13 protein-coding genes and 1 riboswitch are annotated in these 14782 nt (G+C 54.3%); of the genes, 3 read left to right on the top strand and 10 right to left on the bottom strand.

Annotation, left to right across the window (positions count from 1 at the left end):
- Nucleotides 1-35 precede the first annotated feature (35 nt).
- Together GSF01_RS17900 and GSF01_RS17895 are read right to left on the bottom strand one after the other, a co-directional pair.
- Complete coding sequence (locus GSF01_RS17900) at nucleotides 36-698, bottom strand: potassium channel family protein (protein WP_159886404.1); 663 nt, start codon at nucleotides 696-698, stop codon at nucleotides 36-38.
- Nucleotides 699-713: 15 nt separating this feature from the next.
- The gene (locus tag GSF01_RS17895) at nucleotides 714-2075 is read right to left on the bottom strand and encodes a TrkH family potassium uptake protein (protein WP_159886402.1); all 1362 of its coding nucleotides are present in this window, start codon (nucleotides 2073-2075) and stop codon (nucleotides 714-716) included.
- A gap of 68 nt (nucleotides 2076-2143) precedes the next feature.
- Nucleotides 2144-2298, bottom strand: a riboswitch (cyclic di-AMP (ydaO/yuaA leader).
- Nucleotides 2299-2636: 338 nt separating this feature from the next.
- On the opposite strand from GSF01_RS17895, the gene GSF01_RS17890 reads away from it, so the two are divergent.
- Nucleotides 2637-4265: a CPBP family intramembrane glutamic endopeptidase gene (locus GSF01_RS17890; RefSeq protein WP_159886400.1), complete on the top strand. Its 1629-nt coding sequence runs from the start codon at nucleotides 2637-2639 to the stop codon at nucleotides 4263-4265.
- 817 nt (nucleotides 4266-5082) lie between these two features.
- Here GSF01_RS17890 and uvrC read toward each other — a convergent pair.
- Nucleotides 5083-7287 (bottom strand): excinuclease ABC subunit UvrC, encoded by a 2205-nt coding sequence (uvrC, locus tag GSF01_RS17885; protein WP_159886398.1) that lies wholly within the window; start codon nucleotides 7285-7287, stop codon nucleotides 5083-5085.
- A 96-nt stretch (nucleotides 7288-7383) separates the two neighbouring features.
- Nucleotides 7384-7701: a thioredoxin gene (trxA, locus tag GSF01_RS17880; protein ID WP_159886396.1), complete on the bottom strand. Its 318-nt coding sequence runs from the start codon at nucleotides 7699-7701 to the stop codon at nucleotides 7384-7386.
- Nucleotides 7702-7950: 249 nt separating this feature from the next.
- Between trxA and GSF01_RS17875 the strand changes: the two genes are divergently transcribed.
- Nucleotides 7951-8100, top strand: a complete 150-nt coding sequence (locus GSF01_RS17875; protein ID WP_159886394.1) for a YqzM family protein — start codon at nucleotides 7951-7953, stop codon at nucleotides 8098-8100.
- 95 nt (nucleotides 8101-8195) lie between these two features.
- Here GSF01_RS17875 and dnaI read toward each other — a convergent pair whose 3' ends face one another.
- The 3 genes from dnaI to GSF01_RS17860 form a co-directional block, all read right to left on the bottom strand.
- Nucleotides 8196-9164, bottom strand: a complete 969-nt coding sequence (gene dnaI / locus GSF01_RS17870; RefSeq protein ID WP_159886478.1) for a primosomal protein DnaI — start codon at nucleotides 9162-9164, stop codon at nucleotides 8196-8198.
- Between the two features lie 151 nt (nucleotides 9165-9315).
- The gene (locus GSF01_RS17865; RefSeq protein ID WP_159886392.1) at nucleotides 9316-10827 is read right to left on the bottom strand and encodes a replication initiation and membrane attachment family protein; all 1512 of its coding nucleotides are present in this window, start codon (nucleotides 10825-10827) and stop codon (nucleotides 9316-9318) included.
- A 149-nt stretch (nucleotides 10828-10976) separates the two neighbouring features.
- Nucleotides 10977-11261, bottom strand: a complete 285-nt coding sequence (locus tag GSF01_RS17860; protein ID WP_201305427.1) for a YuiB family protein — start codon at nucleotides 11259-11261, stop codon at nucleotides 10977-10979.
- 205 nt (nucleotides 11262-11466) lie between these two features.
- Between GSF01_RS17860 and hemQ the strand changes: the two genes are divergently transcribed.
- The gene (gene hemQ, locus GSF01_RS17855; protein ID WP_159886388.1) at nucleotides 11467-12213 is read left to right on the top strand and encodes a hydrogen peroxide-dependent heme synthase; all 747 of its coding nucleotides are present in this window, start codon (nucleotides 11467-11469) and stop codon (nucleotides 12211-12213) included.
- Between the two features lie 207 nt (nucleotides 12214-12420).
- Here hemQ and GSF01_RS17850 read toward each other — a convergent pair whose 3' ends face one another.
- The 3 genes from GSF01_RS17850 to GSF01_RS17840 all read right to left on the bottom strand — a co-directional run bounded on the left by GSF01_RS17850 (nucleotide 12421) and on the right by GSF01_RS17840 (nucleotide 14649).
- Nucleotides 12421-12999, bottom strand: coding sequence for a nitroreductase family protein (locus GSF01_RS17850; RefSeq protein WP_235941581.1), 579 nt, complete (start codon nucleotides 12997-12999; stop codon nucleotides 12421-12423).
- Nucleotides 13000-13182: 183 nt separating this feature from the next.
- Nucleotides 13183-13455: a hypothetical protein gene (locus GSF01_RS17845; RefSeq protein ID WP_159886386.1), complete on the bottom strand. Its 273-nt coding sequence runs from the start codon at nucleotides 13453-13455 to the stop codon at nucleotides 13183-13185.
- A 3-nt stretch (nucleotides 13456-13458) separates the two neighbouring features.
- A complete protein-coding gene (locus tag GSF01_RS17840) occupies nucleotides 13459-14649 on the bottom strand; it encodes an NAD(P)/FAD-dependent oxidoreductase (RefSeq protein WP_159886384.1) in 1191 nt (396 codons plus the stop codon).
- Nucleotides 14650-14782 lie beyond the last annotated feature (133 nt).

The following is a 14782-nucleotide window of genomic DNA, read 5'->3' as shown; positions in this document are numbered from 1 at the left end:
AGTATGAAACAGTCCAGGCTCTTCAACATTCAGCGTCAGCGGATGACCGACTTCTCAAAATGGTCGATCTGGTCGTTCGTACCGATGATGACCATCACGTCCTTCTCTTCTACGGAATCGGTCGCCGTCGGCGCGATAATAACGCCTTCCTTCTTATTAATAGCGACGATGCTGCAGCCGTATTTCGCTCTTGTATCGAGCTCCTTGAGCGTCCGACCGTCCAGGCACTTCGGCACGGTCAGCTCGGCGATCGTATACTCGCTGGACAGCTCGATATAATCGAGGAGATTCGGGGATACGAGCTGATGCGCAACCCGCACGCCCATATCGCGCTCCGGGAAAATAATACGGTCAACGCCGATCTTGCTCAGCACTTTCCCATGAAGCTCGGACAAAGCCTTCGCTACAACTATATTGACCCCGATATCCTTGAGCAGGATCGTCGTCAAAATACTGGACTGAATATCGTTGCCGATAGCAACGATGACGCAGTCGAAATTGCGTAAACCAAGCGACCGGATCACTTCCTCCTCCGTGGAGTCTGCGACGACGACATGCGTCAGTGCCTCGCTTAACGCTTCGACGGCTTCTTCATCCTTATCGATCCCCATAACCTCATAGCCCAGCTTAACCAGTTCCTTGGCCAGACTGGAGCCGAACCGGCCCAGCCCGATCACTGCATATTGGCTGCGTTTCATCCTGTGTCTCTTCCCCTATCCGATGGTGATTTTCCCTTCCGGGTATCTGTACAATTCCTTCTCTGCCTTGGGGCCGAGCGCATAAGCAAGCGTCAGCGGTCCGAGACGGCCGGCAAACATGGTGAACACGATCATTATTTTCCCAAAAACGGTTAGATGAGGCGTCAAGCCCATACTTAGACCGACTGTGCCGAAGGCAGACGTCACCTCGAAGAGAATCATTAGAAAGTGATGATCCTCGGTCGTCGACAGCAGCATCGTTACCGCCATGACCAGAAATAAAGCCAGCATCGTCAGCGTGATTGCCTTCAAGATACGATCCTGGCCGAGACGATAGCGGAACAGGACAATATCTTCCTTGCCGCGAATCATGGCGATCATCGCCCCGACGAGCGTCGTGAAGGTGGTCGTCTTCACCCCGCCGCCCGTCGAGCCCGGGGAGGCCCCGATAAACATCAGGATGATGATGAAAAACTGGGTCGCCTGCCGCATCCCCGCGATATCCACACTATTTGCGCCAGCGGTCCGGGGCGATACAGACTGGAAGAAGGCAGCGAGCAATTTGCCGTCCCAGGTTAGCGGGCCCAGTGTTCTCGTGTTCGAATATTCAAAGGCAAAGATGACGATGGCGCCTAGAGCGATCAATACTCCGCTGGCCGACAGCACAACTTTGGAGTGCAGAGACAAGCGTCTCTTTTCCTTGTATTCCAGCAGATCCGATAGAACGACAAAGCCGATCCCCCCGAGCACAATAAGCGCCATCGATACGATATTAATAAGAGCATCATCCACATAGGAGGAAAGACTGGTGAAGGGTCCGGTTATCGAGCCGAACAGATCGAAGCCCGCGTTGTTAAATAGCGAGATCGCGTGAAACAAACCAAAGCCGATCCCTCTAGCCAGCCCTAGATCGAACGACCAGCGAATCGAAAACAAGATCGCCGCGATGAGCTCGATGGTAAGCGAATAGACGATGACTTTGCGGATCAGCCGCACAATCCCTTCCATACTGCCCTGGTTCATCGCTTCCTGAAGAATAAGACGCTCTTTCAAGGAGATCCGCTTTTTCAGTACGAAGGCGAACAAGGTGGACATTGTCATAAACCCCAAGCCCCCGACCTGAATCATCAGAATAATGATGATTTTGCCGAACAGTGACCAATGCAGCCCGGTATCCACAACAACAAGCCCGGTCACACAGGTCGCCGACGTAGCTGTAAACAGCGCATCGAGAAACGGAGTCGGATGGCCGTCGGCGGACGAAAAAGGCAGCATAAGCAGCATGGTTCCGAGCAGGATAATAGCGGAAAATCCAAGCACAAGAATTTGCGGCGGCGTCAGCTCGAATTTCTTTTTTACCGGACCAGGGTGTTTCATCGCATCGGCCACCTCATCGTCTTTTGTGAACAACAAAAAAAGCACGGGAAACCCAGTGCCATGTGTACAAGGTTCCTGCAATAAGCCTACGAGGTTAGCTGACGGATTCGGATGTACAGGCACCCTATCCATGCGGCCGGATCGGCCAAGCACGGAATTCACCCCTATGATTCATGGTTCCCCCGTTTTCGAAACGCGATTCGAAATTCGGCTTTCTATTCAATTGATATGAATGAATTATAAGCGTGTTTGGTTGGAAGTACAAAGCTGTTTTTAACGGGTTTCCAGGGATAAACCAAGCTTCCTGGCATATGTAAGCGATCCCATGGAGCCAGCGCTTGCGTTCTCTTGTTTTTTCCGTCTCTTACGCATGTTATCATGATATTACCCGGAAGCATGGATACGAATCCTTGCGAATACAATACAAAGGCAGGTGCAAACCTGCTCGGCGAGGGTGAATCCGACATTTCGGCACCGCGTTCACCATAAGCCGCATCGTACGGAAACGAGGATTTCGGAAATAGCCCCATAGGGAGACTTCAATCGGACAAGGAGTGCGCCATGCCTACTTTCTACCAACGCCCCCCGCTGCTGCTCGCGGTTATCGGCCTCCTGCTCTACTTCGGCTTGTCCTACGCGGCTCCGCTGTTCACCAAGCCCCCTTCCGAGGAGGAGGTCAAGCTCTCCGTCCCGGCTATCAGCAAGCAGGAAGCCGAGGAGACAGCCGTTGCCTTCATCGAGAAACGGTTTGGTCTGTCGGAAGAGCGCACGACTCATACCCTTTTCCAGTCAGCCACAAGCCGCAGCGGCTATTTGCAGCAAGCAGATCTTGGCAAGGAATACCGCAAGAAATATGCAAGCCGTTTCCCGATCGATTTCTACGAGGTGGAAATCCGTGACGGAGCCTTTACCTATTACGTCGGCATCAACTTTACGAATCGCGAGGTATTCAGCTTCAGCGCTCACAAATCGGCTGCCGCCAAGACCGGGACTTTGCCGTCGCGGGCAAACGATTCCGCATCAGCGGCTGCCGAGACTCTACGGGATATGGGCTTCGACCCGGCCGACTTTACCGTGCGTAGCGGGATTAGCGGAGAAGGTTCGCCGGAGCTCGCCTACGTTAGCCGAACGGAGCGGATCGGCGAAGCCGCGCTTGAGCTTCGGCTGCAGACAGCGAACGGCCAAGTTACCGCGTTCCGGCCGCTCTTCCCTCCTCCCGACAGCTTCATAAGCTGGCAAACCGCCCAAGATGAGCGATCCGGCCTCATGACGCGGATCAGCATGCTGGCTTCGCTGGCGATGGCGTTTGCAGCACTGGTCATCGTGATTCGGAACCGGCGCCAAATTAACTTTGCCCGCGGCCTCGTGCTGTCCCTGGTCTTTCTGGCCGTGTATGTGCTGAACAATTACAACATGCTGCCCGCTTTCCGCAGTATGCACGGCAGCGGGCCTTCCGAGCCTGGCGCCGTCTTGTATCTCTGGATCACCAATGTCTATGTGACGCTGATGGCGGTATCCACGTATTTCGCTTTGCTCGCGGGAGGCAAGCTCACGCAGAACCGCGGCGTCCGCCCCTGGCCGGTCTGGCGGGATCTCGATTTCGGCGAACAGGCGAAGCGCTCCATGAAGGACGGCTACATCCTCGGGTTGTTTATTCTCGGCATCCAGCAGGCGTTATTTCTGGGAGCTTCTGCGCTGTTCGACGTTTGGGCCGTCAACGACCCCGCCGACTCCGTCTACAATATGCTGCATCCCGAATGGTTCCCGCTGCTCGCATGGTCCGCAGCTATCTCCGAAGAAGCGATCTATCGCCTGCTAGGGGTATCGCTGATGCTGCGTCTGACGCGCAGCCCGTTCGTCTCCGTGCTGGTCCCCAGCGTTATCTGGGCGATGAGCCATACGCAGTATCCGATCTATCCCGTCTATACACGACTGATCGAGGTGACGGTACTAGGCATTGCCTTCGGATATGCCTTCCTGCGTTACGGCTTCCTAACCGTCGTCTTCGCCCATGCTTCGATGGATAGCATCCTGATGGGTCTGTCGCTCGTTTACAATGGAGACGCCCGGCAGGCAGTCGTAGGATTTATATACTTTCTCGTCCCTGCAGCTGCCGGTTGGCTGCTCTATGCGATCCATCGGCGGATCAAGCGCCGCCCTCCTTCGCTGCCGTCCACTCGCTATCCTTGAGACGCAGCGCCAGTCCCCCGCCGGTGGGGCGGGGGGCTAGGGCGACGGTGGCGGGTAGCCCTGGGCGCGACGATGTGACGGAAACAGAGCCGAGTAACAAGGCAGAATGAATCGCTGTAGTAGCACGCCTCGTAGCCTCCGGATTCCGCTTCTTTGTTAATCGCTCCCAACCCAGTAACAGACTTAAGTATGTCCACGAGACATTAGCGGAGATTAGGCAGGTTGTCGAGACTTAGCCTTGCTCTAGTACCACTCTCGGGGTATAGCTGGCTCGGCTCTCATGCACCGGTCGCGAAGTCTTGACGGGAATTAAGAACCGATGACAGGTTCTTCCTGAGAGGCAGCGGTTAACGGCCCGATACTGCTTGTGCGCGTTCTAACGGCTTCTTTGACCGGGAAAAGAAAAAGCCTACAAATCTGCAGGCTTTTTTCCTTTTTTTCTCCCGGGAGGCGGAGAGCCTGCAAATATACAGGTATTCTACTCCCTTTTACGCTGAATAGTCATATTGGCTAAAAAAACTGTATATTGGTATGAATTCCGAATCGAACACGTGTTTGTAGCGGAAAAGCTGCGCATTCGCAGGCTTCTGGTTTCCTTAGCAGCAAACGTACGGCGCGGCCTCTTTCTCTATTTTTGCTCCGCCTTCTCTTTCCCTTTACTCTTCTCTTTCTCTTTCTTCTCCGACCTTGCCTTCTTCTCCGCCTCCGCCTTCTCCTCCGCCCTCACCCTACTCCCTGCATCTTCCCATCCGCGACGTAAACCCTCTTTTCAGCGGAAGCACGAAGAGACCCTGGGGCATTTACCAGGGTCTTTTCGCTAGATCAGCCGAGCGTTCTCCAAACCGCCGGCTTCTCCTGCTTCCTCGGAGTACCCGGCTTCGGTTCCTGCCCCGCCTTCGGACTCGGCGGCACCTGCGGACTCGGCGTCGCCGGGGCCATTCAGCGAGCTCAAGATATGGAGAGCGAGCTTCTCTCCGATACCCAGAGGCTTGAAGTCGGCGACTTCGGCCTCTTTGATTTTTTTCAGCGAGCCGAAGTGCTTGAGCAGCGCCTTGCGCCGTTTTTCCCCGATGCCCGTAATCGAGTCAAGCGTGGAGACGGTCATCGACTTGGCCCGCGTCTCGCGGTGGAACGTAATCGCGAAGCGGTGAACCTCGTCCTGGATGCGCTGCAGCAGGTAAAACTCCTGACTGTCGCGCGGCAGCGGAACGACCTCCGCCGGGTCGCCAATGAGCAACTGCGCCGTCTTATGCTTCGCGTCCTTGACCAGCCCGCACACGGGCAGGTAGAGGCCCAACTCGTTCTCCAGCACGTCGATGGCAGCCGCCAGATGCCCCCGGCCTCCGTCGATGACGATGAGATCCGGCAGCTGCAGCCCTTCCTTCAGGACGCGCTCATAGCGCCTGCGAACGACCTCCCGCATCGTCTCATAATCGTCGGGTCCTTGCACGGTCTTAATCTTATACTTGCGGTATTCCTTGCGGTCCGGCTTGCCGTCGGTGAACACCACCATCGCGGAGACCGGGTCCGAGCCTTGAATATTGGAGTTATCGAATGCCTCGATCCGGTGAATAGTGCCGGTCCCCAGGTACTGCCCGAGGTTCTCGACGGCTTTGATCGTCCGCTCGGCATCCCTCTCGATCAGCTTGAACTTCTCTTCCAGCGCCACCCTCGCATTATCGCCGGCCATCTCCACCATGTTTTTCTTCAGGCCGCGGCGCGGCATATGGACGCGTACCTTCAGCCAGCTCTCCAGCGCTTCCTTCACATCCGACTTCGCTTCGGCAATCCCCCCGTCCCCGACAGCAGCCGCCATATCGGAGTGCGCTTCGGCAGCGCCGATCGCATCCTCATCGGCAAGGAAAAGGACACCGGCTTCCGCAGCCGCCAACGCTGCAGCAGCATCAGCTGTCTCGGCGTTGAGTCCGAGTCCGCCGGGTCCAGCAGCTTGCCCGCCCGCAGCCGCCTCCGCAAGTGCTGCGCCTGCTTCGTCTGCGTCGCTTGCTCTACCGTCCTCAAACTCTCCATCGTCGGTACTTCCTTCGGCGCTGATCGGCAAAAAGATTTCTTTCGGCAGCGCCGGATTGTCGCTGTAGTACTGAGTAACGAACGAGATGAAATCGTCATACGGCTGCCCGTAATAAGGAAACATCGTCGCATGGCGTTCGATCAGCTTGCCCTGGCGCATGTACAAAATCTGCACGCACATCCAGCCCTTATCGACAGCAAAGCCGAACACATCGCGATCCATTTTGTCCGTCGTCGTGATCTTCTGCTTTTCCATCACAGCGTCGATATGCATGATTTGATCGCGCATTTCCTTCGCCCGTTCGAAATTCAGCTCTTCGGACGCTTCCTGCATCTTTCGTTTCAGATCCTGCTTGATCTCATCATGCCCGCCGTTCAGAAACCGGGTGATCTCCCCGACCATCTTGTCGTAGGTTTCCTGCTCCACCTCATATTCACAAGGAGCGATACACTGTCCGAGGTGATAATACAAGCAAACCTTGTCAGGAAGCGTATTGCACTTGCGCAGCGGGTACAACCGGTCCAGCAGCTTCTTGGTCTCCTGGGCCGCATAGGCATTCGGATAAGGACCGAAATACTTGGCCTTGTCCTTGAGCACCCGTCGTGTCACCTCAAGCTTAGGGTGCGCTTCATGCGTAATTTTGATATACGGAAAGGACTTATCGTCCTTTAGCAGTACATTGTAGCGAGGCACATATTTCTTGATCAGGTTGCACTCCAGTATGAGCGCTTCCATGTTGCTGGCCGTCACTATATATTCAAAGTCCACGATATCGTTAACGAGCAGCTGTGTCTTGGCCGTATGGCTTCCTGTAAAATAAGTGCGCAGACGGTTGCGGAGCACCTTCGCCTTGCCCACGTAGATGATCGTGCCTTCCCTGTTCCTCATCAAATAACAGCCCGGCAGCTCAGGAACGAGCGATAGCTTCGTCTTGATCGCTTCCCGGATTTTCTTCCGTTCCTCGGGGTTCCAGTCCCCATGCGAGACGGTCATTCTGATTCCTCCTCTCCCCAAACAAAGCAAAAAAGCTCTTCCTCAGCATAGCAGAAAAAGAGCTTTTTCACATCTGTTTCGTCCGAGTGCAGCCAATTATTGATGGCGGCTAATGACGCTTTTCAAAGCATCCTTGGATTGGAAGCCGACAACCTTATCCACCGGTTGACCATCCTTGAAGACGATCAGCGTCGGGATGCTCATAACGCCGAAGCGGGAAGCAGACTCCGGATTGTCATCGACGTTCACCTTGGCGATTTTTACATTGTCGCCGATTTCCTTGTCCAGCTCTTCCAGAACCGGAGCGATCATTTTGCAAGGGCCGCACCATGGAGCCCAGAAATCTACAAGAACTGTACCGGATCCTTCCACTTCACCGGCAAAAGATTGATCATTCACATTTACGATAGCCATTAGGGGAAATCTCCTCTCAAGCAGGATAATATCAACATGTAAAGTATACCACATTGCCCCGAGTTTTCAACCGAGACAAAGTTTGCATAATTGTCACTTCCGAACCTTTACAACAATCTGCGAAGTTGGGTATACTAGCCCTATACGCTTACGATAAGCTGCCTGACGTGTGCGGTCGAGCAAGCTGCTGGACAAAGTCCGGCCATGTGCTGTATGCTGCCCTGCACGAAGCGATAAGGAGGAACTGAAATGAGCAACGATCCGAGACATCCGGAATTGCACGTGTACGAGGAACAACGGAACGACTTTATCGATGTAGCGCTGGGCTTTGCAGGATTTTTCGTCGTCCTGCTGGTGATCGCTGTTGCCGCTACGGTTATCTCACTCGTGGTGAAGTAAGGTTCGCAGCCCCATACAAAAGACCGTCCGGATCGTTGACCGGACGGTCTTTTGTATGGCCAGCGTGCTGTCCGAACGCGGTCCCGAGCATTCCCTTACTGCTGGCTCCCGCGTCCTGCACCGCGCTTGTTATAACCGTTAACCTCCACGACCTCCACGAACGGACGGATCCGGTCCATAATCCGCCGCCCCTTGAACTCCTCATCCCCGTCCTTGCTGGTGAAGCTGAAGTGCTTCTCTAGGGCGTCCAGATCGTGATTGGACGTAAAGAAGGTCGGCTTGCGATTCATCCGGTAGTTCAGGATCGCTCCCATCACATGATCGCGCAGCCAAGGATTCAAATTTTCCGCCCCAATATCGTCGAAGATCAGCAGATCGGTTTCCTTCAGCGCATCGATCGTTTCCTTCAGCTTCAACGGGTCTTGAAACATCGATTTCAAATCCTCGGCAAAGTCCGGCATATACACGATAGCTCCGGTATATCCGTCCTTGGCCAGCTCATAGAGCAAATAGCACATCAGGAACGTCTTGCCCGTACCCAGGTGACCGCTCAAGTACATGCCTTCCTGCGGCAGCCCGTCCTTGCGCACCTTCAATATATAATCCATCACCTGCATAACGGCTTCTTCCCGCTCCTGATCCTTATCCAGAATCTCCAGCGAAGAATACCCTTGCGACAGCGCCCGTTCATCGACATAGAAGCTGCGTATCCGGCTGCGGATGGCGTCCTGGTTCGACTGGGCGATGAATTTTTTACAGGCGACCTTGTGATCATATACCCGCGTCCAATCCTCGCCAGGCTCCACCTTCAGCATCGTATAATGCCCCTCCATGTCGTTGGGGCACTTATCCAGCCCGGGGCAGCTTGAGCAATTGCTATGCTCCCGCACATATTGATGCAGCTTGTTCAAGTTCAGCTTGATCGTTTGTCTGTCCAGCTCGGGGTGCTTCTGCCGCAGCGTTACGATAAGCGGATCTGACGCGATCTCCCGGGCTTTTTCCTCCGCCTGCTGCAGCAGCTTGCGGCCCGGCATTCCTCTAAGCAGCTCTCCCAGCGATTCCATTGCCATCTCTGGCCGCACCTCCCCATGAAGCAATTGAAGCCATCATTCCTATGCGGCAGCCTTCCTGTCCGTCCTCCCTGACGTCCCGCTTCCCCTTGCCGGTTTGTCGGGTTCGCCTCGGACCTCGGGACTTGGACCTGGGCCGCGCCGTCTACATCTTGCCGTCCAGCAGGAGCGCCTTCCTACGAAGTTCCTCGCGTTCGGCTGCCGACAACACCCTGGAGGACTTCGTCCCATCCTGGACCACAGGGATCACCGGCTTCTGCCTGGCTCCGCTCCGTCCTCTGCTTGTCCCTGACGACGAGCCGCCGAAAGCCGGCTTGGCCGCGCGCGCCTTTTTCTCGCTATATTCCATCTGCTCCCGTACATACTGGACAGCCTGCTCGAACGAGCCAACCTGCTTGCCCAGCATATCGGTGACGATGGCCTCCATGTATTTTTTGGACCAGGAACGCTTCGTAATATAAATAAAATGAATCAGCACGTTAATCACTTCCTCGTGCAGCCCGTAGTTCAGCTCCACCCGGGACAGGGTGTCCAGCAAACCGTCAGGCACCGTTCCCCGCGAAAAAATCTTCTCGAGCAGGAACGTATACGGCTCATTGCGCAGAATGTAATTGTATTGATGCTGATTGCACTCACCTTGAAACAAATCCGGCACATCCAGATAAAAAGCCATTTCGACGGGCTTGTCCTTGCTCTGCCCCTCTTCCTCACCTGACATGCCGCCACCAGCGGTCTCCCCCCTGCCAGGCAGCTTCGCCATCCACCTTACACGGTCCTCGCTGCGCTTCTTATCCTGGCGGAATACCTGATTGGCCCGGTGCTGAAGCAGCTCGAGCACAAGCTGTCCTCCCTCTTCGAAGACGCCGTCCTCATCGAGCAGCTTGCAAACATCCGTTAAGTATAGTCCGTATTTCCTGGCTACGTAATTGATCGTCGCCAATTGCTCCGGCTCGTACTTCAAACTCTCCACATACTCCCGGTTCACCGAATCGTGAGGAAAACGCATAATAATCTCGGCATACGAGAACCCTTTGTTCGTGACCACGGGCTTCCGATCGTCCATAACGGTCGCTGCCGATTCGAAGAACGCCTGCTCCAGCTCCGGGTCAACCTCCGCGCTAAGACGAAACAAGTCATAGAACGGTACCGATATGTTCTCCGTATTGGCCAGCTTCAGCTCGTCCGCTTCAGGCACGATCAGCTCGTCGCGGAGCGCGAACACCGCATATTTACCGACCTTATCCCTCAGCAGCAGGGTCAAATGATGGTTCTTGAAAAATTCTCCCGGCGAAAGAGGCTGAAACAATTCGTACTCGTACACATAATCTTCCGAAGCCGCGGCAAATCTGCGGGAAGTTCTCAGCAATCCGACAGCCTCCAGCTTGGATGACTGCTCGATCAGCCATTTCCGGCCCCGTTCGCCGGCCTCCAGCTCTAGTGTCAGAAACAGCCGTCTCTGCTGTTCGATATCCGAACAACCCGTTCTATCCCCCGGGAGTTGATGATACAGCGTCTGATACAGGCTTATCGCATAACCGCCGATCATAGGCTGATACATCGCCGTCAGCATTTTATAATCCAGGCTGCTTAAGGCAAAGTCCCGAACAACCACAAACCGGTGATATTCTGAAAAATGAAGCATATTGGTAATTCTCAAAGCAGTCCAACCCCATCCGTATTACCAAGTGATAATCTCCATTTTACCACAGCAATCGACAGCGGTGTAGAAGAAAAAGAAGGCTGCGCCGTTTCCTCGACGAGCCCCCTCCCTAATAACCTGTATGGCCGCTACCGCCTACCGCCGTCCTAAAACATCCGGTAGCCCTTCGAACGCAGCGACTTGATCGTAGAGCCGCTAAGCACCGCGCCGATCAACCCGCCTACCGCAGGTACGTAATCGGCAAATGAATACTCGGCGATATTTTGTCCGAGCGACCCCGTCCCCCAGCCCCAGTAAATGACAAGCCCGATCACAAGCGCAATATATCCGTATATAGGGAACCAGGTTGTTTTCATGAGCATGTTCAATATAAACCCAAGTCCGAAGAACAACACAAACAGCAGCACCGTCACGATAATCAGTTGCAGCAAGGCAAGAACAACTCCTTTTGGCATTCTCTCTCTTACTATTATAATCAATTCCCGCAAACGGTAAAGTCTGCCCTGCCGCGAGGCTGTGAACACTTTGTCACCATTTGCTCACGGCTTTGCCACACATTTGCCCTGAAGGGCTTCTTTAGCTACAATGAAACAAGCTTAAGAAATCACGATAAGTTGCCAAAGGGAGAGATGAAGCATGAGTGAAGCCGTACATACATTGGAAGGCTGGTACAGCCTGCATGATTTTCGCGCTATCGACTGGAATGCCTGGAGAAGCTTGAGCGCACAGGAGCGGGGCCGTGCCGAGGATGAACTGCTGACCCTGCTCAAGCAGTATCAGTCGACGGAGGATCAGAAGCTGGGCAGCACCGCTTTTTATTCGATCGTCGGACAGAAGGCTGATTTCGCATTCATGCATCTGCGTGAAACGCTGGAGGAGCTGAATGAGCTCGAGACCGCCTTCAACAAGACCTTGTTTGCGCAAGTGACGATCCCTACCTATTCCTATGTTTCCGTCGTCGAGCTCGGGGGCTATATGGCCAAGCCAGGCACCGACCCTATGCAGGACCCGGACATCGTCGCCCGCTTGAAGCCTATTCTGCCGAAAGCGAAGCACTTCTGCTTCTATCCGATGAACAAGCGCCGCGAGGGGAACGATAACTGGTACATGTTGAGCACCGAAGACCGCCGTACGTTTATGCGCGGTCACGGCACGATCGGACGGACGTATGCAGGCAAGGTCAAGCAGATTATCGGAGGCTCCATCGGCCTCGACGATTGGGAGTGGGGCGTGACCCTGTTCGCTGACGATGCTCTGCAGTTCAAGAAGATCGTGACCGAGATGCGCTTCGACGAAACAAGCGCACGCTTCGGAGAGTTCGGCGACTTCTATGTAGGCAACCTGCTCGATGCGGACAAAACCGTCAATCTGCTAAAGCTGTAGGCAGGCTGGCTGCCTCCATAACTCCATAGCTCCATAACGTAACAAAGAACCTTCATGCTCCTCTGCACTAGCGGAGCTGAAGGTTCTTTGTTATGAGTAGACGGTATGGGCGAGCAATGCTGGCTATCTTCTCACATGACTTGGCGGATGGCCCGCCCATTTAGGCAAGTCTTTGGCCCTAGAGGCTGCTTCTCGGCGCGTCTCCTCTCAACGGCTATCGACCACCGTCAGCAGCGTCTCGGCCGCTGTTCTGCCCTGCGCCGGTGGGATGACCTCAGGATAGCCGATCTGAAGCAGGCCTATAATCCGTTCCTCCGCAGCGACGCCCAGCTTCTCCTTCACCTCTTCTGCGTATAAGGCAGGATTCGTTCTCCAAAGCACCCCGATGTCGCGTTCCCAAGCCGCTAGCTGCAGATTCTGGATCAGCGCGCTCGCTGCCGCATAATCCTCATCGCGCTCCAGCACCTTCTCCCGGTAAGGGACAACCACCAGCAGCAGCAGCGGAATGCTTAAGAAATAGTCCATTCGCTTCATCACGGCTTCCGCATCCATCTTGCGAACCTCGATCAGGAAGCTGCTGAGAGCTTCGGTCAGTCTTTCCTTGCCCTCTTCCTTAAATGCGATAAACCGCCAAGGCTCCCGCAGACCATGGTTCGGGGCCCACGCCGCTATATTCAACAGCTCGGTTACCGTCTCCATGGGGATGGGGTCCGGTTTGAACTTCTTAATCGTTCTTCTTTCCTTGATTACTTCAGTAACGGTTCCTTTAGGCAGGGTGAGGTTCACGTGATCTCTCCTTTTCAAGTTGAAGGTGTGTGGCAGATGAAGGAAATAATAAGGTCACTTTAATGATAATGGTTATCATTATCAAAAGTCAACCTACCTCTGATTCTCACCGATCCGGCGGAGTACGCAAAAACACCTTGCGGGATCGGCTTCCATGCCGACTCGCAAGGTGTTTGTATCTAACTAATCGTCGTCTTCCTCCGCCAGCTTAGCCAGCTCCTGCTCCAAGGCTTTGCGACGCAAATATTCCTCCGTATCGCGATCACGCTGCCGCGACTTCTCCTTCAAGCGTTCGATAGCCGGCAGGATCAAAATATCGATCTCCTTCTGCACCGGGGCCACCAGATCATAACGCTTATGCTCCTCCAGGAAATGACCGACCTCGATCAAGGCATTGTAACGGTCCAGCTCCTCCCGAGTCAGCAGCCCCCTAACTTGAACGCTGCAGTGGCGCATAGGCTAGAATCGGCCTTTCTTCAGCACGAGTGGAATTCCGCCGATAATATACAGATAACGGACATCGATGATCTTCTTCATCACCGCTGCGACGCCGCCCTTGATCTTGCGCGAGCCGACGATGCCGATGGCTTCGCCCCGGCCCAGCGAGGCAACGGTTCCCTTCGGCTTGTATTCGAACTTCTTCAGGTCCGAATTACGGATCTGGGCGACCAGGTTATGCGCACAAACATCGGCCTGCTGCATCGAGATCTGAGCGGTCGGCGGATACGGACGGCCTTCCGGGTTCATCACGATGGAACAATCGCCGAGCACATAGATGTTCTCATGCCCGGGGATACGCAGCGTATCGTCTACCTTGATGCGGCCGCGCATCGTCTCGAAGCCCGCCTCATCCAGCATGTGGTTGCCGCGAATTCCGCCCGTCCAGATAACGGTAGAGGATTTGATCTCTTCTCCGGTTGCGAGAACGACTCCGTCGGGAGTGCATTCCTTGATCGCCGTGGCGATTTTAAATGTAACGCCCTTGTTCTGCAGGACGTTCATCGCATACTCGACAAGCTCCGGATCAAAGCCCGGCAGCGCTGTCGGAGCGGCCTCGATATTGTAAATCTGCACCTGAGATGGATCTACGTCGAACTCCTTGCACAGCTCCGGGATACGGTCTGCAAGCTCACCGACAAACTCGATACCTGTAAAGCCGGCGCCGCCGACTACGAAGGTCAAGTAATCCGAACGCGAAGGCTCCCGCTTGAACTTGGCGAACTGATACTCGATATGCTCGCGGATAAAGCGCACGCTGTTGATCGAACGAATGTTCAATGCATGCTCCTTCAAGCCCGGAATACCGAACGTTTCCGGCTCCCCGCCGAGTCCGATCACCAAATAATCGTAGGAAAGCGTTCCTTCCTCCAGAATAACCTTCTTTTCTTGCGGGCGAATTTGGACAACGGTCGATTTGACGAAGTCGATCTTGAACTCATCGATCAGCTTCAAAATATTAACGCGCGCATTCTCCGGATTATCCGTCCCTGCCGCCGGCATGTGCAGATGCGTAGTGATATAATGATAATCATGTTTATTTACCAAGGTAACATCGGCTTCGTTATAGTTAAGCTCCTTCTGCAACCGGATCGCCGTAACAATACCGCCATAGCCAGCACCCAAAATTACAATTCTTGGAATTCGACTCATGCTCTATCCCTTCCATCCTAGGTAGTTTTTCTATTTAGCTTTGTAGGTTCTTACAAAATTCTTTGTGAAATTTTACACAATCTATATCAAAAGTAAGTGTTTGCCCTCATATACAAATTCCATAAGGTCCCTT

This window comes from Paenibacillus puerhi (genome assembly GCF_009846885.1).
In the GTDB taxonomy this organism is placed as follows: domain Bacteria; phylum Bacillota; class Bacilli; order Paenibacillales; family NBRC-103111; genus Paenibacillus_G; species Paenibacillus_G puerhi.
The sequence above is the reverse complement of the archived record's forward strand: the minus strand, read 5'-3'. Positions and strand labels throughout refer to the sequence as shown.

Coding starts and splice junctions, on each gene's coding strand:
- GSF01_RS17900 (WP_159886404.1), bottom strand. CDS start 698: ATGAAACGCAGCCAATATGCAGTGATCGGGCTGGGCCGGTTCGGCTCC.
- GSF01_RS17895 (WP_159886402.1), bottom strand. CDS start 2,075: ATGAAACACCCTGGTCCGGTAAAAAAGAAATTCGAGCTGACGCCGCCG.
- GSF01_RS17890 (WP_159886400.1), top strand. CDS start 2,637: ATGCCTACTTTCTACCAACGCCCCCCGCTGCTGCTCGCGGTTATCGGC.
- uvrC (WP_159886398.1), bottom strand. CDS start 7,287: ATGACCGTCTCGCATGGGGACTGGAACCCCGAGGAACGGAAGAAAATC.
- trxA (WP_159886396.1), bottom strand. CDS start 7,701: ATGGCTATCGTAAATGTGAATGATCAATCTTTTGCCGGTGAAGTGGAA.
- GSF01_RS17875 (WP_159886394.1), top strand. CDS start 7,951: ATGAGCAACGATCCGAGACATCCGGAATTGCACGTGTACGAGGAACAA.
- dnaI (WP_159886478.1), bottom strand. CDS start 9,164: ATGGAATCGCTGGGAGAGCTGCTTAGAGGAATGCCGGGCCGCAAGCTG.
- hemQ (WP_159886388.1), top strand. CDS start 11,467: ATGAGTGAAGCCGTACATACATTGGAAGGCTGGTACAGCCTGCATGAT.
- GSF01_RS17845 (WP_159886386.1), bottom strand. CDS start 13,455: ATGCGCCACTGCAGCGTTCAAGTTAGGGGGCTGCTGACTCGGGAGGAG.
- GSF01_RS17840 (WP_159886384.1), bottom strand. CDS start 14,649: ATGAGTCGAATTCCAAGAATTGTAATTTTGGGTGCTGGCTATGGCGGT.